Genomic DNA, 24,691 nt, shown 5'->3' on the forward strand with positions numbered 1-24,691 from the left:
ACCAAATCCCCATTCTCTGAAAGCATATTTTTGTTTACTCTTCTCCGTCATCGTTTTTTTATTTGCACTAACTATACTATAAAAAAATATGTATGTCAACAATTTTTTTGAAATATATAATTAACTCTATAAAGAAATCCTAAATAAAAAATCAAGGTACAATTCAAATATTTTTACAATCTTCAGCTCGGTTAAATATTTTGATAAGCCTAAGCAATAAATTCTAAAAAGCTAAAAGTTTAAATTGAGTATTTGCTTTTATAAAATTATGAAAAATATTTTTTACGGTAATATAATGTAAGAAAAACATAATGCAATAAAAAAATAAAAAAAATTTTAAAAAAACTATTGACATTATTCTCATAAGGTATTATTATCGTCACATACACTAAATATTGATAAAGTAAATTTCAAAAACAAATAAATTTTTCAAAGTGATTTAAAACCAATTAGGTTTATTTTAGTTTTAATAAAATAAATGATATTTATTAGTCATATCCATGGGGGTTATTTCTAATTGATATTTTGAATTGGTACAATTGTAGAGTACAAAGACAATGATAGGGAAGAGTAAATAGGAAGTATTTTTTAGAGAGTGAGATTTTGGTGAAAACTCATAAATATGACTATTGAAGGTAGCCTTGGAGTCGTGAGCTGAAACTAAGTAGGCTTTACCGGTAAAACCGTTATTACTTTGAGTAAAAAATTGGGTGGTACCGCGCGACCAAACTTCTCGCCCCAAGCAGAGAATGTTGGTTGTTTTTTTATACAAAAAATTAGTGGTAATTGCTCAAATGCTGGTTCTTAAAATTGAAATAAATTATTTTACAATTAAATAATTTATAAAATATGGAATATATGCACTTGCAATAGTCATAAAATTCTTAATTATGCGAATTGAAAATCATTTTTCTAAGTATCAAGTAATATATTATTTAAATATTTAAAGTATTAAAAAGTTCAATATATATAAAAATAGTATAAATAAATTATTCAGGAGGAAAGTATTATGGAAAAATTAAAAGTTTATTATGATGAGGATGCAGATTTAAATCTCTTGAAAGGAAAGAAGATAGCTATACTTGGCTTTGGAAGTCAGGGACATGCACATGCTTTGAATTTAAAAGAAAGCGGACTCGATGTAATAGTCGGTTTATATAAAGGCAGTAAATCATGGAAAAAGGCTGAAGATTATGGATTTAAGGTATATGAAATAGCTGAAGCTGTTAAACAAGCAGATATTATAACAGTACTTCTACCAGATGAAAAACAAAAACAAATTTATGATGAGAGCATAAAAGATAATTTATCAGAAGGAAATGCATTGTTCTTTGCACATGGATTCAACATTCATTTTAATCAGATAGTACCACCTAAGTTTGTAGATGTTTTGATGATTGCACCTAAAGGACCAGGACATATAGTTAGAAGAGAATATACATTAGGCAATGGAGTTCCATGTCTTTATGCAGTATATCAAGATTACAGTGGAAAAGGAAAAGAAATTGCTTTAGCTTATGGAAAAGGAATTGGTGGAACTAGAGCAGGAGTTATGACTACAACATTTAAAGTTGAAACTGAAACTGATTTATTCGGTGAACAAGTAGTACTTTGTGGAGGAGTTGCAGAACTTATCAAAGCTGGTTTTGATACATTAGTTGAAGCTGGATATGCTCCTGAAAATGCATATTTTGAATGTCTACATGAGATGAAGTTAATAGTTGACTTGATATATGAAGGTGGATTAGCTAGAATGAGATATTCTGTAAGTGATACTGCTGAATATGGAGATTATAAGATAGGTAAGAGAATAATCAATGACAATACAAGAGCTGAGATGAAGAAAGTTCTTACAGAGATCCAAGATGGAACATTTGCAAGAGAATGGCTTCTTGAGAACCAAACTGGAAGACCAGGATTTACAGCAAGAAGAAGAATGGAAAAAGATGCTCCAATAGAAAAGGTTGGTAAAGAACTTAGATCAATGATGTCATGGATCAATGAAAATCCTGATAATGAGTAATTAAAAAGTAGAATGTTCCAACTAAGTAAGATTCATTGATTAAATTGGGGTAATATTTTAACAGTATATCAATAAGAAAATACTTATGAATAACGCTTATGAATAAGGGGGCTTATCATTTAGCGGATGACTTAAATTTACAGGAGAAGTAGGGGAGGTACTTTTCCCCACTAATTCCTGTAATGTAAATAATCTAGTTTTTTAGGGGCAAAATAATTATAGAAATACATACACTTGTAATAATGATAAAATTCTTAATTATGGGAATTATAAGTCGTTTTTTAAACATCAAGTAGTATATTAGTTAAATGTTTAAAGTATTAAAAAGTTCAATATATATAAAAATAGTATAAATAAATTATTCAGGAGGAAAGTATTATGGAAAAATTAAAAGTTTATTATGATGAGGATGCAGATTTGAATCTCTTGAAAGGAAAGAAGATAGCTATACTTGGCTTTGGAAGTCAGGGACATGCACATGCTTTGAATTTAAAAGAAAGTGGACTCGATGTAATAGTCGGTTTATATAAAGGTAGTAAATCATGGAAAAAGGCTGAAGATTATGGATTTAAGGTATATGAAATAGCTGAAGCTGTTAAACAAGCAGATATTATAACAGTACTTCTACCAGATGAAAAACAAAAACAAATTTATGATGAGAGCATAAAAGATAATTTATCAGAAGGAAATGCATTGTTCTTTGCACATGGATTCAACATTCATTTTAATCAGATAGTACCACCTAAGTTTGTAGATGTTTTGATGATTGCACCTAAAGGACCAGGACATATAGTTAGAAGAGAATATACATTAGGCAATGGAGTTCCATGTCTTTATGCAGTATATCAAGATTACAGTGGAAAAGGAAAAGAAATTGCTTTAGCTTATGGAAAAGGAATTGGTGGAACTAGAGCAGGAGTTATGACTACAACATTTAAAGTTGAAACTGAAACTGATTTATTCGGTGAACAAGTAGTACTTTGTGGAGGAGTTGCAGAACTTATCAAAGCTGGTTTTGATACATTAGTTGAAGCTGGATATGCTCCTGAAAATGCATATTTTGAATGTCTACATGAGATGAAGTTAATAGTTGACTTGATATATGAAGGTGGATTAGCTAGAATGAGATATTCTGTAAGTGATACTGCTGAATATGGAGATTATAAGATAGGTAAGAGAATAATCAATGACAATACAAGAGCTGAGATGAAGAAAGTTCTTACAGAGATCCAAGATGGAACATTTGCAAGAGAATGGCTTCTTGAGAACCAAACTGGAAGACCAGGATTTACAGCAAGAAGAAGAATGGAAAAAGATGCTCCAATAGAAAAGGTTGGTAAAGAACTTAGATCAATGATGTCATGGATCAATGAAAATCCTGATAATGAGTAATTAAAAAGTAGAATGTTCCAACTAAGTAAGATTCATTGATTAAATTGGGGTAATATTTTAACAGTATATCAATAAGAAAATACTTATGAATAACGCTTATGAATAAGGGGGCTTATCATTTAGCGGATGACTTAAATTTACAGGAGAAGTAGGGGAGGTACTTTTCCCCACTAATTCCTGTAATGTAAATATCTATCTTTTTAGGGGCAAAATAATTATAGGTAGATATTACTTGTAAATAAAAAAGGGCTTATAAATATAAATTTTTTTATAAAATGTGCGAAAATTATTACGAAATTATATATAGGTATTATAAAAACTATGATGGAGAAGAGTAAATAGTGGAGTATTTTTAGAGAATTGGGATAAGGTGAAAACCCATGAATACGAAACTTTTGAAAATCACTCCTAAGTTACAAGCTGAAATTAGTAAGCTGTGTCGGTATTACCGTTATTAGAATTAGAAAAAAGTTGGGTGGTACCGCAAAGCTTCTTGCCCTAGGCAGGCGGTTATTTTTTTACAAAAAATTTCCAGATTTAAGGAGGATACTAAAAATGAAAAGTGATTCAGTAAAAAAGGGGATTAAGGCAGCTCCAGCAAGAGCACTTATGTATGGAATGGGATATACAAAAGAGGAAATTGAAAGACCTCTTATAGGAATAGTAAATTCACAAAACGAAATAGTTGCAGGTCACATGCATTTAGATGAAATAGCAAAAGCTGCAAAACTTGGAGTAGCAATGTCTGGGGGTACTCCTATAGAGTTTCCTGCTATTGCAGTTTGCGATGGAATTGCAATGGGTCATGTTGGAATGAAGTATTCTCTTGCTTCAAGAGAACTAATAGCAGATTCAATTGAAGCTATGGCAACAGCTCATGGTTTTGACGGATTGGTACTCATACCTAACTGTGACAAAATTGTACCTGGAATGCTTATGGCAGCTGCAAGACTTAATATACCAGCTGTTGTAGTAAGTGGAGGACCTATGAGGGCAGGTAAGCTAAATAACAAAGCACTTGATTTTAGCACTTGTATTGAAAAGGTGGCAGCTTGCAGCGATGGAAAAGTAACAGAGGAAGAACTTGAAGAAGAAGCTAAGAGAGCTTGTCCTGGATGTGGTTCCTGCTCAGGATTATTTACAGCAAACAGTATGAACAGTCTTACAGAAGTACTTGGAATGGGTTTACCTCTAAATGGAAGTGCCCTTGCACAAACTGGTGAGAGAAATCAGCTGGCAAAATACGCAGGAATGTATGTAATGGATTGTGTAAAGAACGATAGACGACCAAGAGATATACTAACTTTAGATGCATTTAAAAATGCTATAACAGTAGATATGGCTATGGCAGGATCTACAAATACAGTACTTCATCTTCCAGCAATTGCTCATGAGGCAGGTATAGAACTTAATTTGGATTTATTTCATGAAATAAGTAAACACACGCCTTGTCTTACAAAATTAAGTCCAAGTGGCAAGCATCATATGGAAGATCTTCATCTGGCAGGGGGAATACCAGCTCTTATGAATGAACTTTCTAAGAAAGGTCTTATAAATGAAGATGCACTTACTGTTACTGGAAAAACTGTAGGTGAAACTATAAAGGATTTTAAAGTGCTTGATTATGAAGTTATAAGAAGTGTAGACAATGCTTACAGCAGTGAAGGTGGAATAGCAATACTTAGAGGAAACCTGGCACCAGATGGAGCTGTAGTTAAAGAATCTGCAGTTTCAAAAGAAATGATGGTACATGAAGGACCAGCTAGGGTATATAATTCTGAAGAAGCAGCAGTTAAGGCTATATTTGGCAATGAAATAAATAAAGGCGATGTAATTGTAATAAGATATGAAGGACCAAAAGGCGGACCTGGAATGAGAGAAATGCTTTCACCAACTTCTGCTATAGCAGGTATGGGTTTAGATAAAGATGTAGCACTTTTAACAGATGGAAGATTCTCAGGAGCTACAAGAGGGGCATCTATAGGCCATGTGTCACCAGAAGCTATGGAAGGTGGACTAATAGGACTTGTAGAAGAAGGAGATACTATATTTGTAGATATTACAAATAAAAAATTAGAGCTAAAAGTAAGTGAGGAAGAACTTGAAAAGAGAAGAAAGAACTATGTAAAGCCTGAACCTAAGATAAAAACAGGATATTTATCAAGATATGCAAAATTGGTTACTTCTGCAAATACAGGTGCAGTTCTTAAATAATTGGAGTTTCTTAATGTACTTTTAATTTGTAAATATACTCAACTTTCAACTAAAAATATTTCATATATGTGAAAGTTGAGTAAATATATTATTTAATAAAAATTCAGAATAAACTATTGACATTTAAGTTGTTTTATAGTAACATATACTCATATTTAAATAATAAAAGCTTTGACAGGGACTATTAAATATGATGTATATTTTAAAGCGAGTGGGATCTGGTGTAAACCCATAAATATTTCATATTGAAACTCACCCTTGAGCTGTAAGCTGAAATTATAGTAAGCTGTGCCGGTGTGAATCGTTATTGAATTAAGTAATAAAATTGGGTGGTACCGCGAACAGACTTCTCGCCTCAAGAGAAAGGCTGTTTTTTTGTGCTAATTTTTAACCTAAAATTACCTATATTAATTACTTTGAATTATAAATATTTAGTGTGTATCAAGTTTAAATTTGATTTAAGTAATTTAATTTTTAGAAACTATTTATAAATGTAAATTAGAAAGTATAAAATACGTATTAATATATGAAAGCTTTGAAAGGGATAAGTAGATATTATAATATTTTAAAGAGAGTGAGAGATTTGGTGTAAACTCACAGATATATAATATTGAAACTCACCCTTGAGCTGTAAGCTGAAATTAGTAGGCTGGGCCGGCTTTGCCGTTATTAAATTGAGTAATAAAATTGGGTGGTACCGTGAACAGACTTCTCACCCCATAAGGAGTCTGTTTTTTTGTACCCAAAAATCTTATTAAATTGAATTTACAAGGAGAGATGGTTATGAAAGCTGCTGAAGCAGTTATCCAATGTTTAAAAAAAGAAAATGTAAATATGGTATTTGGGTATCCTGGTGCTGCAGTGGTTCCTATATATGAAGCTTTGAGAAAATCAGATGTGAAGCATATATTAGTAAGACAGGAACAAGCTGCAGGACACTCTGCTAGTGGATATGCTAGGTCAACTGGAGAAGTTGGAGTCTGTATAGTTACATCAGGACCTGGCGCAACTAATCTAATTACTGCCATTGCTGCTGCATATATGGATTCCATTCCTCTTGTTGTTATTACGGGTCAGGTTAAGTCTACATTAATCGGAAGGGATGTATTCCAAGAATTAGATATCACAGGTGCTACAGAATCTTTTACAAAATATAATTTTCTTGAAAGAGATGCTAAATCTATACCTAAGACTATAAAGGAAGCATTTTATATAGCTGAAACTGGTAGAAAAGGCCCTGTGCTTGTAGATATACCTATGGATATAATGGAAGAAGATATTGATTTTGAATATCCTGAAAGTGTAAATATAAGAGGATACAAACCTACTGTTAAAGGACACTCTGGGCAAATAAAGAAAATAATAGATAGAATCAAAGTTAGCAAGAGACCTCTTATTTGTGCAGGTGGCGGAGTTATACTGGCAAATGCACAAAAAGAACTGGAGCAATTTGTTAAAAAATCACATATACCTGTTGTTCATACTCTTATGGGAAAAGGATGTATAAATGAAAATAGTGATTATTATGTAGGTTTAATAGGTACTCATGGCTTTGCTTATGCCAATAAAGTTGTACAAAATGCAGATGTACTAATACTTATTGGAGCTAGAGCTTCAGATAGAACTGTCAGTGGAGTAAAAAGTTTTGCAAAGGATGCAGATATAATTCATATAGATATCGATCCTGCTGAAATAGGTAAAATTCTGAACACTTATATTCCAGTGGTTGGTGATTGTGGAAGTGTTTTATCGGATTTAAATAAAGAAATAGTAGCTCCACAGACAGAAAAATGGATGGAAGAAATTAAAAATTGGAAAAAAGATTTGTATATAGAAAGAAAGCCTACAGATAAAGTTAATCCCAAATATGTGTTAAAAACTGTTTCTGATACATTAGGAGAAGAGGTTATTTTGACAGCAGATGTAGGACAAAATCAGTTGTGGTGTGCCCGTAATTTTAGGATGACAGGGAATAGAAAGTTTTTAACTTCTGGAGGCCTCGGAACTATGGGATATTCTCTCCCAGCAGCTATTGGTGCTAAAATTGCATGTCCTGATAAGCAAGTTATAGCTTTTGCAGGTGATGGTGGATTTCAAATGAGTCTTTTTGAACTTGGAACTATTGCCGAAAATAATCTAAACATTATTATAGTTTTGTTTAACAACTCAGGACTGGGTATGGTTAGGGAGATACAAGACAATAAATATTCTGGTGAATTTGGAGTAAATTTTAGGACCAATCCAGATTTTGTAAAACTTGCAGAAGCCTATGGATTAAAAGCTAAGAGAGTAGAAAATGATTCTGAATTTAACGGAGTTTTTAGAGAAGCATTAGATTCAAGCAAGGCATTTTTAATAGAGTGCATTGTAGATCCTCATGAGAGAACTTTTTAGAAAGAGGTGATTACTATAAAAAAGTATGTGATGTCAGTATTAGTGGAAAATCATTCAGGTGTTTTAAGTAAAGTAGCCGGACTTTTTAGTAGAAGGGGATATAATATTCACAGTCTTACTGTAGGAGTTACAGGAGATCCTGAAATATCACGAATGACTATTGTATCCATTGGAGACGACTATATGTTTGAGCAGATAAGTAAGCAGCTGAATAAATTGATTGAAGTTATAAAAGTAATAGAATTAAACCCCGATGCATCTGTTTATAGGGAGTTATCTCTTATAAAAGTTTCTGCAGAATCCAATAATAAATTGCTAATTATGGAAAGTGTAAATACTTTTAGAGGTAAAATAGTAGATATGAATGAAAAAAGTATGATAATTGAAATAACCGGAAATGAAAAGAAGATATCTGCTTTTATTGAACTAATGAAGCCTTATGGAATAAAGGAAATTATACGTACTGGACTTACTGCACTTCAAAGAGGAAGTAAGCTGGAAGATTAAATGAAAACTTATAATAAGAAATATCTCTTTTGTCTTAAATATTAAAGGCAAAGGGATATTTTTTTATTTGCTAATATTACTTATAAATAGGAATATTAACAAATATAAGTTATATACTTAATATAGACAAATTATATTTTAAAAGATGGGAATACAAAATTAATATTTGAAGTAAAGAACTTATTTAAAGTTATAGATGAAATGCCATAAGGGTGGTATGAAAATTAAATTTAGAGGAGGGACACAGACATGGACAATACAATATTATTGAGTAAGATATCCCAGGGCTTAATGGAATGCTGTAAATCAAAAAATTTTTCAAGAGTAAATAAATTAACTGTGAATGTAAATGAAAACAGCAATATTAATTCTTGTAATCTTTATGAGTATCTTAAAAATTTTAATAAAGGCATAGTAGATGAATCTACAGAAATTAAAATTGAAATTGAAGATTTGCCGGATCAAGTTGTAATCATAAGCAGCATAGAAGGTGATATATCACAAGAGTGCATATAAAGTATGTATAAGGTTTCCACACGAAAAATCAAGGAAATGGGTATAGATTTGGTTTTTACACAAATCTATACCCATTCCCACTAAGCAAGATTAAATTTCTTTCTAATCATATTAACTAATACTTTTGCTGTATCATCAACTCCGCCGAACAGGCTGCTGTTAATTAAGATGTCTTTGTAAAGTACATTATCACTGTATGACTTTGCATAACTTAGGCTGTATAGCTGACGCGCTTCATCAACTTCTTTAATCAACTTATCAGCTTCATCTGGCTTTATATGAAGTATATTGATACAATTTTCCTTTCGTATCTCATAGGGAGCATAGATAAATATGCTGAAATGATTTGAATGGTTTCTTAAAATATAGTCAGAACACCTTCCTACAAATATACAGGATGATTTATCTGCCAGATCACAGATGATTTTCTTTTGGGCTTCAAATATTTCTTCTTGTGTCTTTTCTGAACTAGTTCCTAGTGGAAATTTCATTTTTTTGTATTCATTTTTATCTATTTCTTCTCCACTGTCAATAGTAGATACAGGCAAATTCATCTTTTTTGCAGCTTCTTCAACGATATCCCTGTCGTAATATTCAACGCCTAACAATTCAGCCATTTTTTTAGCAATGGGACGTCCCAGACTCCCGAATTGACGGGAAATAGTTATTACATAATTCTCTAATCCGATATTTACCTTTTCATTTTCTAAAAAAGCTGTGGTAAAGTTGCCGGAGACAAAGTTTTTATTTCGCATTATTGCAATATCAGTATTTATGGTTGTAGAAACTCCTTCTAGCTTAAAGTCTTTCAATGCTTTTATCATATTGGCAATGCAGGTATTTCTATCTTTTTCCCAAACCACAAGTTTACAGAGCATAGGATCGTAAAATGGAGAAATTTTGTATCCTTCGTGAATAGCATGCTCTATACGAACAGTTCCATCTGAGGTATCAGGAAATGATAAACTTGTAATTGTACCCGGCGAAGGTTTAAATGTTTTGGGATCTTCTGCATAAATACGGCATTCAATGCTGTGGCCTTTTAGTCTAATATCTTCCTGCTTAAATGGTAATTTTTCTCCGTTTGCAACACGAATTTGATTTTCTACTAAATCTATATTTACAACATATTCGGATACTGGATGTTCTACTTGAAGCCTTGCATTTATTTCCATAAAATAATAGTTTCCATCAGCACCTCTCAAATATTCAATGGTACCTGCTCCAGAATATTTCATCTCCTTAATAATCTTTTGTGTATATGAATAAAGTTTCTTTCTGTCTTCTTCAGTAACTACAGCTGACGGTGATTCTTCAATAATTTTCTGATATCTTCTCTGAATAGAACATTCTCTTTCTCCCAAGCAGACTACATTTCCATAGTCATCTGCTATAAACTGTACTTCTATGTGTCTTGGAGATAGAACTGCTTTTTCAATGTAAATATCTCCACTTGCAAATGCCATATTTCCTATTCTCTGCATACTTTCAAAAATAGCCTGTGTAACTTTTTCAGATTCAAAATAAGTAATTTTTTCTATTCCTTTACCTCCTCCTCCTTTGTCCAGTTTAAGTAAAATAGGTAATCCAACTTTTTCTGCAGTATCATAAATTTCTTTTACACTGGAAATCGGCTTAATTGTTCCTGGCGTAACCGGAACCCCTAATTTATTAGCAATAATACGACAATAACATTTGGATTCGATGTTTTCTAAAATTGAAGGGTCAGGTCCGATCCATTTTGCACCTGCAGCAGCAACTGCATTAGCAAATGATGCTGCCTCTGATAAAAATCCATATCCGGGATGTACGGCATCTGCCCCTGATTTCTTAATAACATCTACAAGTGCATCAATATTTAAGTAACTTTTAACAGGTGCAGAGAGACCAATATTATAGCTTTCTGCAGCTTTGTTAATGTAATCAGCATTTTTATCAGCATCTGAGTATACAACAACAGTTTCAATTTTAAGTTTATTACATGTATGAATAATTCTGTTTACAATTTCACCGCGATTTGCAATTAAAATCTTTTTTATCATGTTAGCACCCCTTTTCAATAAATTATTGTTTTATTGGTTCAGTTCTATAACAGTTTACAATTATGAAGATAAAAAATAAGGACATGGCAAAATAACTATAACAGATACATTGCCATGTCCTTGTTAGGTTAAACTATAGCATATTTTAAATTTTATGACAACAGTAAACAAACACAAATTTTCCTGATTTTTTTATGCTGTGAGTACAAAACAAATAAAAAAATTTATGATATACTATTAAAAAATCAATTTAAAATTGTAAAAGGGAGTCAAAATATGAGTTATCTTTTATCTGAATTTTATTCATCTTCAAAAGAAATATATAAGATCAGGTTAATGGCAGGGGAAAAAGGTCTCATAAATGATATAACATGGGTATACCTTGCTGAAGATATAGAAAATGCAGATTTTCTAAGAGGAAATGAATTAGTTATTACTACTGGTTTATCAGCTGGGACAAAAATAAGCTGGCTTTATGAATTAATTAGAGAATTAATTTACCGAAAATGCAGTGGTTTGTTAATAAATACTGATAAATATATTCTTGTTAAGAATATTTCCAGAGAAGTTATTGAACTGTGTAATTCAGAAAATTTTCCTCTTTTTATAATGCCTTGGGAAATACATATTTCTGATATTATGCAGGATTACTGTAATAAGATATTTATGGATAAATACCTGGAAAATACTTTATCTAAGTTGTTTTATAATATAATATTCGATTCTCAAAATGTTAAAAATTATATTCCTCTTTTAAATTCAAATGGTTATCCTACAGAATCTTCTTATTATGCAGCTAAAATAACTAATATTAGTTCACCGCTGAAATTACAAAATTGTATTAATCTCTTGTCAATAAAATATCACATATTTTTAAAAAATAACTATTATATTTTGATTCTGAAGGAATGCCCAAAAAAATTGCTAAATAATCTTATGAAAAACTATTTTGAAATAGTTGATAATGAAATAACTTCAAACTCATCAATATTAAGACCCCAAATAGGAATAGGCGAAAAAGTTTCTTCATTATCAAAACTTTATTTTAGCTACTCTACTGCTTCCTATGCTTTGAAAGTAGCTAAAGCTTCGAATAAGGACTGTGTGTATTTTGATGACCTTGGTATATTTCGAATACTGAGTTCCGTATCTAACAAAGAATTACTACAAAATATCTATTTTGAGATGCTTGATCCCATAATAGATTATGACAGGAAGAATAACACCCAACTGCTAAAAACTTTGAAAGTATATTTGGATTTTGATGGCAGCATTCAGGAAACTGCAAATTTCCTATATAACCATCGCAATACCATCAATTACCGCATGAAGAAAATACATGACCTGTTAAAAAAAGATTTAACCTCAACGGAGGATAAATTTAATTTAAGGATGGCCTTTTATATTAAAGAATATATGAGATTGTAAATGCATGATAAACAGAGTTCTTGGCATCAGATGACCTGATGCTTAGAAATCGTTATCCAGGGACGTAGATGCTCTTTACTCTCACTTGGAGAAAAGCAGATATCCCAAATCTTTGATTTGGTGATAGTCGCTTTCGCTGTGTGCGTGAGAGTATTAGAGCAGGTAGTCATCGGATAAAATATAGAACTATCTTATCAATATTAAAATATAGATGAGATAGTTCTTATTATTTTATTGCAAAAGTCATATAAGATAAATATTAGGTTAAAATGAACATTTCTAGTGAAAAATTTTTCCAAATAGTAATTTACTAGACATATAATAATTAAAAGTAACAATAATTCGCAAATATATCATTATAAAATTAATAAATCATAAATAGTTATTTGGTTTTTTTGATAATTTATCACGCCATTTATGATATTTTATTTAAAAAATATACGAGATCAAAGAAAAAGAGATATGGGAAGGCTTTATACATGCGCCTTATGTATACTCAGCACAAATTAGACAAATAAAGTTTGTGTTCATATGCTATTGTTATACAAAATGAAATATTGTAGTATTTAATTATTCAATATTGATGAAAAAAAAGTAAATATTACACTTTAAATTTTTATTTTGAAATTTATTATTTTGATTCTTGCAAAAACAGCCGTAAAAAATTGTAACAGTTTACATGATTTGAAATTGATAATTTAATAATAAAATAATTAAATACAATGCCATGTTTAAAAAATTAGTTACCGATTTAAGGAGGTCTAAAAATGTTGAAGGAACAATTACCTAAAATAATAACTGATAAAGTCCCTGGACCGAAAGCAGAAGAAGTAATACGAAGAAGAGAAGATGCAGTACCCTCTGCAATTAAATGTGTATATCCTGTTGTAATAAAAAGGGCAGAAGGTGCGGTGATTGAGGATGTTGATGAAAATTATTTTCTTGACTGGACTGGTGGTGTAGGCGTACTAAACGTTGGATTTTCCCATCCAGAAGTGGTTGAAGCTGTGAAAGAACAGTCAGAGAAGTATTTCCATGGTATGTTTAATATTGTTACACACGAAGGATATGTTAAGCTGGCAGAGAAAATGAACTCCATTGTTCCTGTAAAGGGAAATAAGAAAAAAACGTTTTTCGCAAATAGTGGAGCAGAGGCTGATGAAAATGCAGTAAAAATAGCAAAAGCTTTTACAAATAGACCCAATATAGTTGTATTTTCAGGGGCATTTCATGGACGTACAGTTATGACCATGGCAATGACATCGAAAAAATCTTATGCCTATGGAATGGGACCTTTTCCAGATGGTGTATACCGTGCAGAATTTCCGTATTTATATAGAAGTCCTGAAGGAATGCCAGAGAGTGAAACCATTAATTATTATATAGAAAGTATTAAAAAAGTATTTGATCAAGCTTCACCACCGGAGTACGTAGCAGCTATAGTAGTAGAACCACTTCAGGGTGAAGGCGGATTTATTCCAGCTCCCATTGAATGGGTTAAAGCAGTAAGAACTATTTGTGATAAATATGGTATATTGCTTGTTGCAGATGAGGTACAATGTGGGTTCTGCCGTACAGGTAAAATGTTTGCTTCTGAATATTGGAAGGAAGCAGGAGCAGCTCCAGATATAATAGCAACTGCAAAATCTATTGCAGCTGGTATGCCATTAAGCGCAATAACAGCAAGGGAAGAGATTATGGAGGCAGTAAGACCCGGAACAATTGGAGGAACCTTCTGTGGAAATGCAGTAGCATGTGCAGCAGCATTAAAAGTGATAGAAATTATGGAAAGAGATCATTTGGCTGACCGTTCTATGGAAATAGGTAAGAAAGTAATGAAACGCTATATGGAATGGAAAGAAAAATATGAGATTGTTGGAGATGTAAGAGGACTCGGCGGAATGGTTGGAATAGAATTTGTAAAAAACAAAGAAAAGAAAGATCCAAATCCTGAAATTGTATCAGCAGTTATTCAAGAAGCAGCCCAAAATGGACTTATGATTGAGAACTCGGGTGTTTATGGAAATGTTATCCGCTTTTTAGCACCACTTGTAATTACAGATAAGCAGCTTGAAGCAGGATTAGATATTTTTGAAAAAGCAATTTCTAAGTGTATGCAAAAGTAAGTTACTTTTCTATTATAAATTACACGATTTAATTAAATAATTAAATGTAAAAAGGGAGGAAAAAGTATGAGCAAGTATGATGTTATTATTGATACTCTTCCTGCTAAAGGTGACAGAATTGAAATATTATTCCGTCAGGCAGGTGATGGCTTTATTCAAGTGGAATATGGTTATGAACAGAGGGTGGAACTGCTGGATTCCTTTAGAATTCTGGCAGTAGATGCAAAGGTTAAGAAAATGAATATCAAGGGATTAATTGAGACATTACCAAGTTTAAGAGCAAATATGATACATTTTGATCCTACCATTATTTTCCCACAAGAACTTATTGACAAAATCAAAGATGCAGAAGAATCTATTGCTGGTGTTGATGATATGGTAATTGATTCAAGAATCATTACGCTGCCAATTGCTTTCGAGGACAGTCAAACTAAAAAGGCAGTTGAAATGTATTTAAAACAAATTCGTCCTGATGCACCAAACTGCAAGGATGGATATAATCTTGAATACATGGCTCTATGCAATGGATGCACTGTAGATGATATTAAACATATGTTATTAGATACTTATTGGTATAACAGCGGGTGCGGTTTCTGGCCGGGTGGAGGCTTTTTCTGGCCAATGGATCCAAGGTGCAAAATGATTGTACCAAAATACAATCCTCCGCGTATATGGACTCCAGAAGGAGCAGTTGGTATTGGTGGAGCTTGCCTATTTACTTATACTACAGCAACTGGTGGTGGATATCAATTATTTGGACGTACTATTCCTACATTCCAGTTATCAATGAAACATCCACAGTTTAAAGACGGACCATTTTTATATCGTCCATCAGGGGATCGCATAAAATTCGTAGAAGTTTCAGAAAAAGAAATATTAGATATATATGATCATGTTCATGAAAAAACAGATTATGTATATGATATCCAGGAAAGTGAGATTGTTGTTAAGGATTATCTGGAATTCCTTGCAAAACCAGAGGTTGTTGAAGGTGCCAAAGAATTTGCGAAGCGCCAGGAACAAGGATCCAAAATAGCACCTAAGCTCTAATAAATAATATAAGAAGGAGGTAAAAAATATGATTAAAGTTATAAACGGTGGAATTGAAGTTTTGGTAGAAGATTGGCCAGGAAGACTTGGATACATGGGACTTGGAATGGCTGCCGCAGGTGCAATGGACAACCTTGCATTACAGCTTGGAAACTTAATTTTAGAAAATAAAAAAGGTGACGCAGCTCTAGAAATTGCTGGTGGTTATTGCCAGCTTGAAATTGTAGAAGACGGAGTTATTGCAATAACAGGAAGTGACATGAGCCCTACAATTAATGAAAGTGTTGTACCAATGTGGAAGGCAATTGCAGTTAAAGCAGGTGATATACTTAAATTTTCACACTTTGGACAAGCTGGTTTCAGAGCTTATGTGTGTATAGCAGGAGGAATTGATGTGCCAGAATATCTTGGAATCAAATCAACTTGTCTTTTTGGAAGCTATGGTGGTTTTGAAGGGCGCAAGCTTGCAAAAGATGATGTTATAAAGGTGAATAAAAAAGATGTTTCAGGAATTGTTGGTAAAAAATTAAATCCTAAGTATATACCTGAATACGTGAATGAATGGGAATTAAGAACTATTCCAGGACCTAATTCAGTACCTGACTACGTAACGGAAAGTGGAATGGATTATTTGTTTAGTACGCCAATGAAAATCTCACATAATGCAAACAGAGCTGCTTATCGTTTGCAGGAAGTACCAGATTATTTTTGGGCACGTGAGGATGGTGGAAAAGGCGGAAGCCATCCTTCAAATATTGTTGATCATGGTTACAATATGCGTGGTGCAGTTAATGTAACTGGAAATACCCCTTCTCTGCTTATAGCAGATGGGCCTACATTAGGTGGTTTTGTATGTGTTGCAAATGTTATTAATGTAGATCTGTGGAAAATTGGCCAGGGGATACCTGCAAGAGATAAAGTAAAACTTAAGCTGGTTACTGTAGAAGATGCAATAAAAGCACGTAAAGAAAGAGAAGCAATGTTTGAATCAGTTGATTTAGTAATTGGTTAATAAAAACAAAAATAGGAAAATGGAGGATAAGATTATGGAATATACATTAAAAGCACATATGCCTGGGCTTGTAGCTCGAGTAGTAGTAAATGTTGGTGACAAGGTTGAAGAAGGACAGGAGCTTGCAGTTATTAACTGTATGAAAACAGAAATGAGCTGCCAGACAGAAAAAGCAGGTGTAGTAAAGAAAGTTCTTGTTGCTGAATGGGATGAAATGGATATAGGATCTCCTATGATTATTTTAGAAGTTTAATGGAGGTGAATCAGTATGAAGATAGATATTAATGTTGATATGGGTGAAAGCTTCGGACGTTATGTTCTTGGAGACGATGAAGCACTTATGCCTTATGTAACATCTGCAAATATTGCAACATGCTTTCATGCCGGCGATCCACTTGTTTTGGAACGTACCATAAAATGGGCAAAAAAGTATGGAGTAGCAATAGGTGCACATATAGGTCTTCCTGATAGGCAAGGATTTGGAAGAAGACAGATGGATATTTCAGTTGAAGAACTTAGATCCGATATGTTATATCAGTTAGGAGCAATGGATGCATTTTTAAAATTGCAGGGCCTTAAAATGCAACATGTAAAGCCTCATGGAATATTATACCGAATGGTTGGTGAGCAGGAGAAATATATTGATACTTTTCTCAATACTATTGAGGAATATAATAAGGATCTTTATATTATGCTTCATACAGGATGCGAGGCTTTAAAACGTGCAGAAAAGAGAGGCTTGAAGACAGCACCAGAGGTATTGATTGACCTTGGCTATGATGAAAATGGAAACTGGATGCTTGAAAGAGTAAAGAAAGCACGTTCTCCAGAGGAAGTAGCTGATAGGGCAGTTAAGGTTGCAAAAGAAGGAAAAATTGATACAATTGATGGAAAACTAATTGATGTTAATGGATGCACAGTATGTATTCATGGTGATTCACCTAATGCTACTATGGTGGCAACTGCGGTGAGGGAATCATTAGAAAACAGTGGTGTAACAGTTACAAACCTGAATGGATACTTTGGACAAACATAGGAGGTGGAGTAGAGATGAAAAAAATTGAAGCATTAGATGTATCGGTAGCAGTTCTAGCAGCAGTATCATGTCTTTTTATGTATATAAAAGTTCCTGTTTGGGCTTTGTTTATAGGCTGGGCATGGTACTTTACTTTAGGGGCAACTCCAGACCTTATTGCAAAGGGAATACCACCGATGATTACAGGATCAGTACTTGCAATTTTAGCATTTGTCCTTATCAATATATTTACGGGATTTATGCCAGCTATGGCAGCTACCATAGTTTCAGTTTTTATTACAGTATTTTTGTTAATGATATCACTAAAAATATCTGCATTGAATATTTCTCTTATGTCTTTTAATGCTTATTCATGTATGTTCATAGGTTATGGTGCAGGAGCGTATATGACAATTAAAGGAATGCCTGCTCTGCTTAATGCAGCAATTTGGATTACAGGAGCAAATTTCATCGGATTGATTTTTGGGTGGATGAGTATTAAATTTACAACATTTAAAAAGAATTAAAGTTAAATTAAAAATGCTGTTTTTTGAAAACAGCATTTTTAATATTTAAATAATTACATCAAGTTCAACTTTTCTTCCATAGATTCAAATTCCTTATTTACAGCTTCATCAGGTTTTTTAGTCAAAAGACTTACAACTACGATGGATATGAGAGATAAGGTAAAGCCAGGAATCATCTCATATAAATGAGCAGATAACCCTGATACAATCCATATTATAACTGTTAGTCCTCCTACAACCATTCCAGACAAAGCTCCCCATTTTGTCATTCTCTTCCAGTAGAGACTTATTAAAAGAGTTGGACCAAAAGCGGAACCAAAACCTGCCCATGCCTGTCCTACTATACTTAAGATAGTTTTATTTGGAACATAAGCAAATAAAACTGCAACAGCTGCAACTACAAGTACAGATATTCTTCCTATAAATACCTGAGTGTGCTCAGGTGCTTTCTTATTTAAAAATGTAAGATAAAAATCTTTTGTAATAGAGCTGGAGCAAACTAAAAGTTGGGAAGAAATAGTACTCATAATAGCAGCAAGCACTGCAGATAGTATTATACCTGTAATAAATGGATGGAATAATATATCACCAAGACGCAAAAATACCATTTCAGGATCTTTTAGAGGTTGATTGTGCATTGTAAAATATACAAGACCTATAAGTCCACTGCTTATTGCACCTAAAAGGCCAATAGCCATCCAGCTTATACCTATTCTTCTTGCAGATTTTAATTCTTTTGCAGATTTTATTGCCATAAAACGTACAATAATATGAGGTTGTCCAAAGTAACCAAGTCCCCAAGCTAAAAATCCAATAATAGTAGAAAAACTTGTTCCTCTAAGTATGTCAAATAGTGCTGGATTGATATGTTTTACTTTACTTACAAAAGTTCCAGGATCTACCCCTATATTCATGTATGCAACTACAGGTACCATGACGAGAACTACAAACATAAGACTTCCCTGGAAAAAGTCAGTGAGACTTACTGCTAAAAAGCCACCAAAATATGTATATATTACAACTATGGACAGTGTAACTATTACTCCTGATGTATATGTAAATCCAAAAATGTCCCTAAATAATTTTCCGCCGGCTACGATACCTGAAGAAACGTATAAAGTGAAGAAAACGAGAATTATTATTCCGGATACAAGCCTCAGCATATTAGCATTATCTTTAAATCTGTTTTGTAAATAATCTGGCACAGTTAAAGAGTCATTTGAGACTTCTGTATAAATTCTAAAACGTGGTGCTAATAAGAGATAATTGAAATAAGCTCCTATAGTTAAACCAATTCCAAGCCACATACTGGAGATACCTGTAGTATATACAGCACCAGGAAGACCCATAAGCATCCAACCGCTCATATCGCTTGCACCAGCAGATAATGCTGTAACCATAGGACTTAGACTTCTACTCCCAAGCATATAGTCTGAAATGTCGTGGGTTTTCCTGTAAGAATAATAGCCTATCAAGAGCAAAATAAGTAAATACAGCCCGATAGCCATAAGTGAATAGTACTTCATATAAATTCTCCTTCTTATAATTTAAGTTTTGTTAAAACTAATTTATGAATTTTTAAATTAGTATAATGTCATATAAGTATAATATCACATTCTAAGTAAATTTAAAATTATTATATAATTTTAAATTATATGGCTAAGAATATGGAACTAACTTATACATGCTTATACATGGAAATACACATGAGAATTTTAAATATGAATTTTTAAAAGCATTTTATGCAAAAAAGGTAGCATCAGATATTAGAATAAATTAACCACACTAATTGTGAAATGTTATAATTTATATATGTAAAAATTATATTTGTGGAAAAGGGGAAATTTAAAATGAAAAGTGACATGACAAAATATGTAGAAAAAGCAAAGGAACTTGGGGCCTATAATGCTAAAATAATAAGTACAGATACTATAAAAACAGGGGCATGGACAATATTAAAGTGTAGGTATGGTTGTAAAAATTATAATACAAGTTATTGTTGTCCTCCAAAGACTCCTTCTTATAAGGAAATTCAAAATATAATCGATTGTTATAGTACTGGATTGATAGTGCAATCTAAATCAGATCTTGCAGCTACTACAAAAATTATAAATAAATTAGAAAACGAAATTTTTCTTTCAGGATATTATAAGGCATTTGGATTTGGTGCAGGGCCCTGCAGATTGTGTGAAAAATGCAATATGGAACATTGTGCACATCCACAGGAAGCTAGACCTTCTATGGAAGCTTGTGGTATAGATGTATTTGCAACTGTAAGGGAAAGTGGTTTCCCTATAGAGGTATTGAAAGGTGAAAAAAATGAAAGTAAAAATGAATTAAATTGTTATGGATTGATATTGATTGAATAAGGGGCTATTTTTAATAGTTCCTCTTATTATATATTGTATTTTTGCAATTTGCTGAAAATAGTATATAGTAAAAATATTCATAATGTATAAACAAATATGATAAATTTAAACATTATGTAAGTTGAATTGTAAAAATATATACGATATGCTATTATTAGTATAAGTTAACATAAATGGTTAACTTTTATTAAAGGAGGAGGTGTTATGAATGAAAAATTGGTTAATACAATGGCTGACTTAGATGAAGATTCAGAAATCATTGGAGGATTGGGAGAGTACTCTCAATCAAGTAGTGGCATATTTGTAATGGAAATTATTTACGATGATATAGGAAAGAATATAGTAACTACAGTAATGAAGAGCAATAGGTCTGATGTAAAGGATTTAAGTGTTGATGTGTCTACATCAAAATACTATGATTTCAGCTGCAAAAGGCAAGTAAAGTATAAATTCAACTAAGGTTTATACTTTTCTAAAATATATTATGAAAGGAGAGTATTATGGAAAGAAAATTGAAAAAATCTATTATTAATTTTTATGGGGTGCCATCTTTTGGATTTCAGTTATTTGTAAATGTGGAAATATATTATTTTGCCGCATTCTTAACTGATTACGCAAAAATATCGGCAGCTCTAGCAGGCACTGTATTGATGATTACAAGTATATTTGATCTTGTATGGGTTCCTACTGCAGGAGTTATATTGGAAAAAACCAACCTGAAGTGGGGGAAATATCGTTCATGGCTATTAGTAGGACCTCCTTTTGCAGTACTATTTTATATTTTACAATTTTCCAAGATAGGTTCTGCAGGAGTAAATGCAATTATAATTTCAATAGGATTTATAGTAAGTCATTTAATTTGGAATATTTTTTATGCAGGACATGTAGCAATGAATTCTTCTATGACAGAAGTAAGAGAAGAAAGAATTGCTATGGCATCAAACAGAGGTATGTTCAACTCATTAGGTAATATTTGCTTTTCTTTGTTAAGTATGCCTTTAATATTGATTATAGGAAAGGCTATCGGCAATCCTGCTGGTGGGTATACTTTTACCGTTGCAATTGCAGGTATTCTTATGATGGGATGCTATTATATATTATTTTTTATGACTAAAGACTATGCAAATGCTGGAGTTTCAACTCAAACAGGTAAATCAGAAGAAAAAATGTCTATAGGTGAGATGATAAAACAGATAGTAGTAAATCCACCTCTTATAGGATTGTTATTAGGTGAGCTTGGAAGATATTTAGGAAGGTTTATTATTTTTGGAATGGCATTTTACTATTTTAAATATGTTGTTAATAATTTGGCAGTAGTTACTGCATTTTTTACAGGTCTTAGTATAATATGTCTTTTAGGTGCTGTTATTACAAATCCGCTGGCTAAAAAAATTGGAGAAAGAAATACTTATATTTTATCACTTGTAATATTTATAATTGGATTACTTATTGTATGGGCTTTACCAATGAATTATATGTCATTTATGGTATTGATGTTTGTAGCATATTTAGGATATGGAATTCCTGATGCATTAGGTGTTGCTATGTATTCATCTACTGTGGAATATGGCGAATGGAAAACTGGAAAAAATGCACGAGGATTTATTATGTCATTAATAAGTTTCCCAATTAAAATTGCAATATTTTTAAGAAGTGTTATTATAACAGCTGTTCTTGTGGGGGCAGGATATGTTGCAAATATGAAGCCTACATCCCAATTAGTATCAGGTATAAAGAATGGAATGGCATTAATTCCAGCAATTATTATGATAGTAGGATTGATTTTTATTGTATTACTTTATAAAATTACACCTGATAGTCTTGAAAAGATGCAAGAAGAAATTAAAGCAAGAAAAGTAGAAAATTAAAATTTCTATATGCTTCCTTTGTGATGAATAGTTAAAATAATAAAACTGTTTATTTCAAGGAAGCATATTTTTATCTGATAACTACCTACTGTAACATTCCAACTAAGTAAGATTCATTGATAATTAACTAAAAAAGATGATTACTAAAAATACTCATAATGTATAAATAAGTATGCTATATTTAGTCATTATGCAGGGTGAATTTCCATAATATATATGCTATCCTGTTATTAAACAAGTAATTACTTATATTAAAGGGGGAAATGTTATGAGTAAAAAACTAGTTAACGCAATGGCAGATTTGGATGAAGATGTTGTTTTAGCGGAGGTAAAAGCACAAAAGGAAAATGGAACACCAGTATTAGATATAATAGCAGACTTACAGGAAGGCATGGGAATTGTAGGAAGTAGATTCGAAAAAAAGGAATATTTTTTATCTGAACTTATTATGTCAGCAGAAGTGTTTAATGAAGCATCAGAGATTATTGGAGGATTAGGAGAAGCTTCAGGATCAAATAACGGTATATTTGTAATGGGAACTATTTATGATGACATACATGATATAGGGAAGAATATAGTAACTACAGTAATGAAGAGCAATGGGTTTGATGTAAAGGATTTAGGCGTTGATGTACCTACATCAAAATACATTGAGGCTATAAAACAATATAAACCAAAGGTAATAGGAATATCCTGTCTTTTGACTACATGCTTTGATAATGTAAAACAGTGTATAAAAGAAATAGAAGATGCAGGACTTAGAAAAGATTTAAAAATTCTTGTTGGAGGGGGACCTGTAGATGAAGCTGCGGGAAAATACATGGGTGCAGATTTAGTTTGTAAAGATGCACAGCAGACTGTAGATTTCTGTAAAAAAGCCATGGGGGTGTAATAAAATGAAAACTGCAGAAGAACTGTATAGTGAACGATTAAATAGAATAAAGGTAGCCATAACATTGCAAAAAAATGATAGACCTCCTTTTTCTATGAATTCATCTGCCTTTTGTGTTAAGTATGCAGGTGGAAAGTTATCGGATATGGTTACTAATGTAGAATATGGAAACTCCTTAATTTTGAAGGCGGTAAAATCTCTTGGGGTAGTAGATTGTATACAAGGTGGAGCAGACTTTCCACCTATGATGGGCACAGTGTATCTTTCGCCAACTAAGCTTCCAGGTAGAGAACTTCCTTGTGATACTTTATGGCAAATTGATGAAAAAGGTCTTATGACAGAAGAAGATTATGACACGATTATAGATAAAGGATGGAATTATTTTTCACAAAAATTTATAAAGGAAAGGTTGGGAAACCTTTATAAAGATATTGAATATTTTATGCCGATTGCTCCTAAGCTGAATAAAAAAATTGTGGATGAGGGATATCCAATTTTAACGGAAGCTGTAGCCTTACCTCCTTTTGAAACTATAAGCGGAGCACGTTCCATCTCCAAATTTATGAGGGATCTATATAGGATGCCTGATAAAGTACAAGCTGCCCTTGATGTAATTTTAGAAGATACTTTGGAGAGTTTAAGGCAACAGATACGTGAGGTTAAGCCTCTGACAGTGTTTGTTGGAGCAGCTCGTGCAGCTGGAGATTTTTTATCATTAAAATTATTTGACAGATTTATGTGGCCATACCTTAAAAAGATAGTTGAAGTAGTAGTGGATGAAGGATCATTTGCATATCTCCATTTAGATATGTGTTGGGATCGTTTTCTAGACTACTTTTTGGAGCTTCCAAAAGCTAAGTGCATTTTTTCGCCAGATAGTACAACAGATATATTTAAGGCAAAAAAAGTTTTAGATGGTCATATGTGCATTATGGGAGATGTTTCTCCATCGCTTTTAACGTTAGGTACACCAGATGATGTACATGCTTACTGTATGCGCCTTATGAAAGAAATTGGGCCTGACGGATTTATTATGGCTGCAGGGTGTATGCTTCCTGCAAACGCTAAAGTAGAAAATGTAAAAGCTATGCTTTCTGCAACTTGTGGAAAATAATATAAAAGATAGGGACGTGTTTTATATACAAATGTTATTAAAAAAGAGTACATACTGATACGATTTGGTATAAATCCTGCCAGACTTATTCTAAATTAATAATATCAGTTAAAGTACTCAGGTAGATTATACTCAAAATAAATTAAATATGTCAATAACTAAAATTATAATAGAGGCAATTGAAATGAAAAATAATGAACAA

General features: G+C 32.4%; 20 protein-coding genes and 5 other annotated features (1 of these 25 running past the window's edge). Of the genes, 18 read left to right on the plus strand and 2 right to left on the minus strand.

Going from position 1 to position 24,691, the window contains the following annotated elements:
• Positions 1–60: a binding site (T-box leader), on the minus strand (it extends 139 nt beyond the left edge of the window).
• Between the two features lie 488 nt (positions 61–548).
• Positions 549–744, plus strand: a binding site (T-box leader).
• A gap of 265 nt (positions 745–1,009) precedes the next feature.
• From ilvC (CLJU_RS10005) to CLJU_RS10030, 6 genes are all read left to right on the plus strand, one after another.
• Positions 1,010–2,023, plus strand: coding sequence for a ketol-acid reductoisomerase (gene ilvC, locus CLJU_RS10005; RefSeq protein WP_013238693.1), 1,014 nt, complete (start codon positions 1,010–1,012; stop codon positions 2,021–2,023).
• A gap of 378 nt (positions 2,024–2,401) precedes the next feature.
• Positions 2,402–3,415 carry a ketol-acid reductoisomerase gene (gene ilvC, locus CLJU_RS10010; protein ID WP_013238693.1) on the plus strand — a complete coding sequence of 338 codons (1,014 nt, stop codon included), beginning with the start codon at positions 2,402–2,404 and terminating at the stop codon, positions 3,413–3,415.
• Positions 3,416–3,727: 312 nt separating this feature from the next.
• Positions 3,728–3,919: a binding site (T-box leader), on the plus strand.
• 51 nt (positions 3,920–3,970) lie between these two features.
• Positions 3,971–5,629 (plus strand): dihydroxy-acid dehydratase, encoded by a 1,659-nt coding sequence (ilvD, locus tag CLJU_RS10015; protein WP_013238694.1) that lies wholly within the window; start codon positions 3,971–3,973, stop codon positions 5,627–5,629.
• A gap of 162 nt (positions 5,630–5,791) precedes the next feature.
• Positions 5,792–5,990: a binding site (T-box leader), on the plus strand.
• A 165-nt stretch (positions 5,991–6,155) separates the two neighbouring features.
• Positions 6,156–6,352, plus strand: a binding site (T-box leader).
• 60 nt (positions 6,353–6,412) lie between these two features.
• Positions 6,413–8,023, plus strand: coding sequence for a biosynthetic-type acetolactate synthase large subunit (gene ilvB / locus CLJU_RS10020; RefSeq protein WP_013238695.1), 1,611 nt, complete (start codon positions 6,413–6,415; stop codon positions 8,021–8,023).
• A 30-nt stretch (positions 8,024–8,053) separates the two neighbouring features.
• A complete protein-coding gene (ilvN, locus tag CLJU_RS10025; RefSeq protein WP_023161688.1) occupies positions 8,054–8,530 on the plus strand; it encodes an acetolactate synthase small subunit in 477 nt (158 codons plus the stop codon).
• Positions 8,531–8,779: 249 nt separating this feature from the next.
• Positions 8,780–9,046: a hypothetical protein gene (locus CLJU_RS10030; RefSeq protein WP_013238697.1), complete on the plus strand. Its 267-nt coding sequence runs from the start codon at positions 8,780–8,782 to the stop codon at positions 9,044–9,046.
• 80 nt (positions 9,047–9,126) lie between these two features.
• On the opposite strand, the gene CLJU_RS10035 is transcribed toward CLJU_RS10030, so the two are convergent.
• Positions 9,127–11,088 (minus strand): ATP-binding protein, encoded by a 1,962-nt coding sequence (locus CLJU_RS10035; protein ID WP_013238698.1) that lies wholly within the window; start codon positions 11,086–11,088, stop codon positions 9,127–9,129.
• A 276-nt stretch (positions 11,089–11,364) separates the two neighbouring features.
• On the opposite strand from CLJU_RS10035, the gene CLJU_RS10040 reads away from it, so the two are divergent.
• From CLJU_RS10040 to CLJU_RS10070, 7 genes are all read left to right on the plus strand, one after another.
• Entirely contained in the window at positions 11,365–12,516 is a 1,152-nt protein-coding gene (locus CLJU_RS10040) for a PucR family transcriptional regulator (RefSeq protein WP_013238699.1), read from the plus strand.
• A gap of 767 nt (positions 12,517–13,283) precedes the next feature.
• Positions 13,284–14,642 (plus strand): aspartate aminotransferase family protein, encoded by a 1,359-nt coding sequence (locus CLJU_RS10045; RefSeq protein WP_013238700.1) that lies wholly within the window; start codon positions 13,284–13,286, stop codon positions 14,640–14,642.
• Positions 14,643–14,708: 66 nt separating this feature from the next.
• On the plus strand, positions 14,709–15,692 hold the full coding sequence (locus tag CLJU_RS10050) for a 5-oxoprolinase subunit B family protein (protein ID WP_013238701.1): 984 nt from the start codon (positions 14,709–14,711) through the stop codon (positions 15,690–15,692).
• Between the two features lie 28 nt (positions 15,693–15,720).
• Positions 15,721–16,704, plus strand: coding sequence for a 5-oxoprolinase subunit C family protein (locus CLJU_RS10055; protein ID WP_013238702.1), 984 nt, complete (start codon positions 15,721–15,723; stop codon positions 16,702–16,704).
• A gap of 34 nt (positions 16,705–16,738) precedes the next feature.
• Positions 16,739–16,957, plus strand: coding sequence for an acyl-CoA carboxylase biotin carboxyl carrier protein subunit (locus tag CLJU_RS10060; RefSeq protein ID WP_013238703.1), 219 nt, complete (start codon positions 16,739–16,741; stop codon positions 16,955–16,957).
• Positions 16,958–16,972: 15 nt separating this feature from the next.
• Positions 16,973–17,740, plus strand: coding sequence for a 5-oxoprolinase subunit PxpA (locus CLJU_RS10065; protein WP_013238704.1), 768 nt, complete (start codon positions 16,973–16,975; stop codon positions 17,738–17,740).
• Positions 17,741–17,754: 14 nt separating this feature from the next.
• A complete protein-coding gene (locus tag CLJU_RS10070; RefSeq protein ID WP_013238705.1) occupies positions 17,755–18,246 on the plus strand; it encodes a DUF1097 domain-containing protein in 492 nt (163 codons plus the stop codon).
• A 53-nt stretch (positions 18,247–18,299) separates the two neighbouring features.
• Here the strand turns inward: CLJU_RS10070 and putP are convergent, their stop codons facing one another.
• Positions 18,300–19,772 carry a sodium/proline symporter PutP gene (putP, locus tag CLJU_RS10075; protein WP_013238706.1) on the minus strand — a complete coding sequence of 491 codons (1,473 nt, stop codon included), beginning with the start codon at positions 19,770–19,772 and terminating at the stop codon, positions 18,300–18,302.
• 324 nt (positions 19,773–20,096) lie between these two features.
• Between putP and CLJU_RS10080 the strand changes: the two genes are divergently transcribed.
• The 5 genes from CLJU_RS10080 to CLJU_RS10100 all read left to right on the plus strand — a co-directional run bounded on the left by CLJU_RS10080 (position 20,097) and on the right by CLJU_RS10100 (position 24,489).
• Positions 20,097–20,615 carry a DUF2284 domain-containing protein gene (locus CLJU_RS10080; protein ID WP_023161690.1) on the plus strand — a complete coding sequence of 173 codons (519 nt, stop codon included), beginning with the start codon at positions 20,097–20,099 and terminating at the stop codon, positions 20,613–20,615.
• Positions 20,616–20,819: 204 nt separating this feature from the next.
• Positions 20,820–21,074 carry a hypothetical protein gene (locus CLJU_RS10085; protein ID WP_023161691.1) on the plus strand — a complete coding sequence of 85 codons (255 nt, stop codon included), beginning with the start codon at positions 20,820–20,822 and terminating at the stop codon, positions 21,072–21,074.
• 41 nt (positions 21,075–21,115) lie between these two features.
• Positions 21,116–22,483 carry an MFS transporter gene (locus CLJU_RS10090; protein WP_013238708.1) on the plus strand — a complete coding sequence of 456 codons (1,368 nt, stop codon included), beginning with the start codon at positions 21,116–21,118 and terminating at the stop codon, positions 22,481–22,483.
• A 268-nt stretch (positions 22,484–22,751) separates the two neighbouring features.
• On the plus strand, positions 22,752–23,375 hold the full coding sequence (locus tag CLJU_RS10095) for a cobalamin B12-binding domain-containing protein (RefSeq protein WP_013238709.1): 624 nt from the start codon (positions 22,752–22,754) through the stop codon (positions 23,373–23,375).
• A 4-nt stretch (positions 23,376–23,379) separates the two neighbouring features.
• Positions 23,380–24,489, plus strand: a complete 1,110-nt coding sequence (locus CLJU_RS10100; protein WP_013238710.1) for a uroporphyrinogen decarboxylase family protein — start codon at positions 23,380–23,382, stop codon at positions 24,487–24,489.
• Positions 24,490–24,691 lie beyond the last annotated feature (202 nt).

Origin of the sequence: Clostridium ljungdahlii DSM 13528 (assembly GCF_000143685.1) — a bacterium.
GTDB lineage: Bacteria > Bacillota > Clostridia > Clostridiales > Clostridiaceae > Clostridium_B > Clostridium_B ljungdahlii.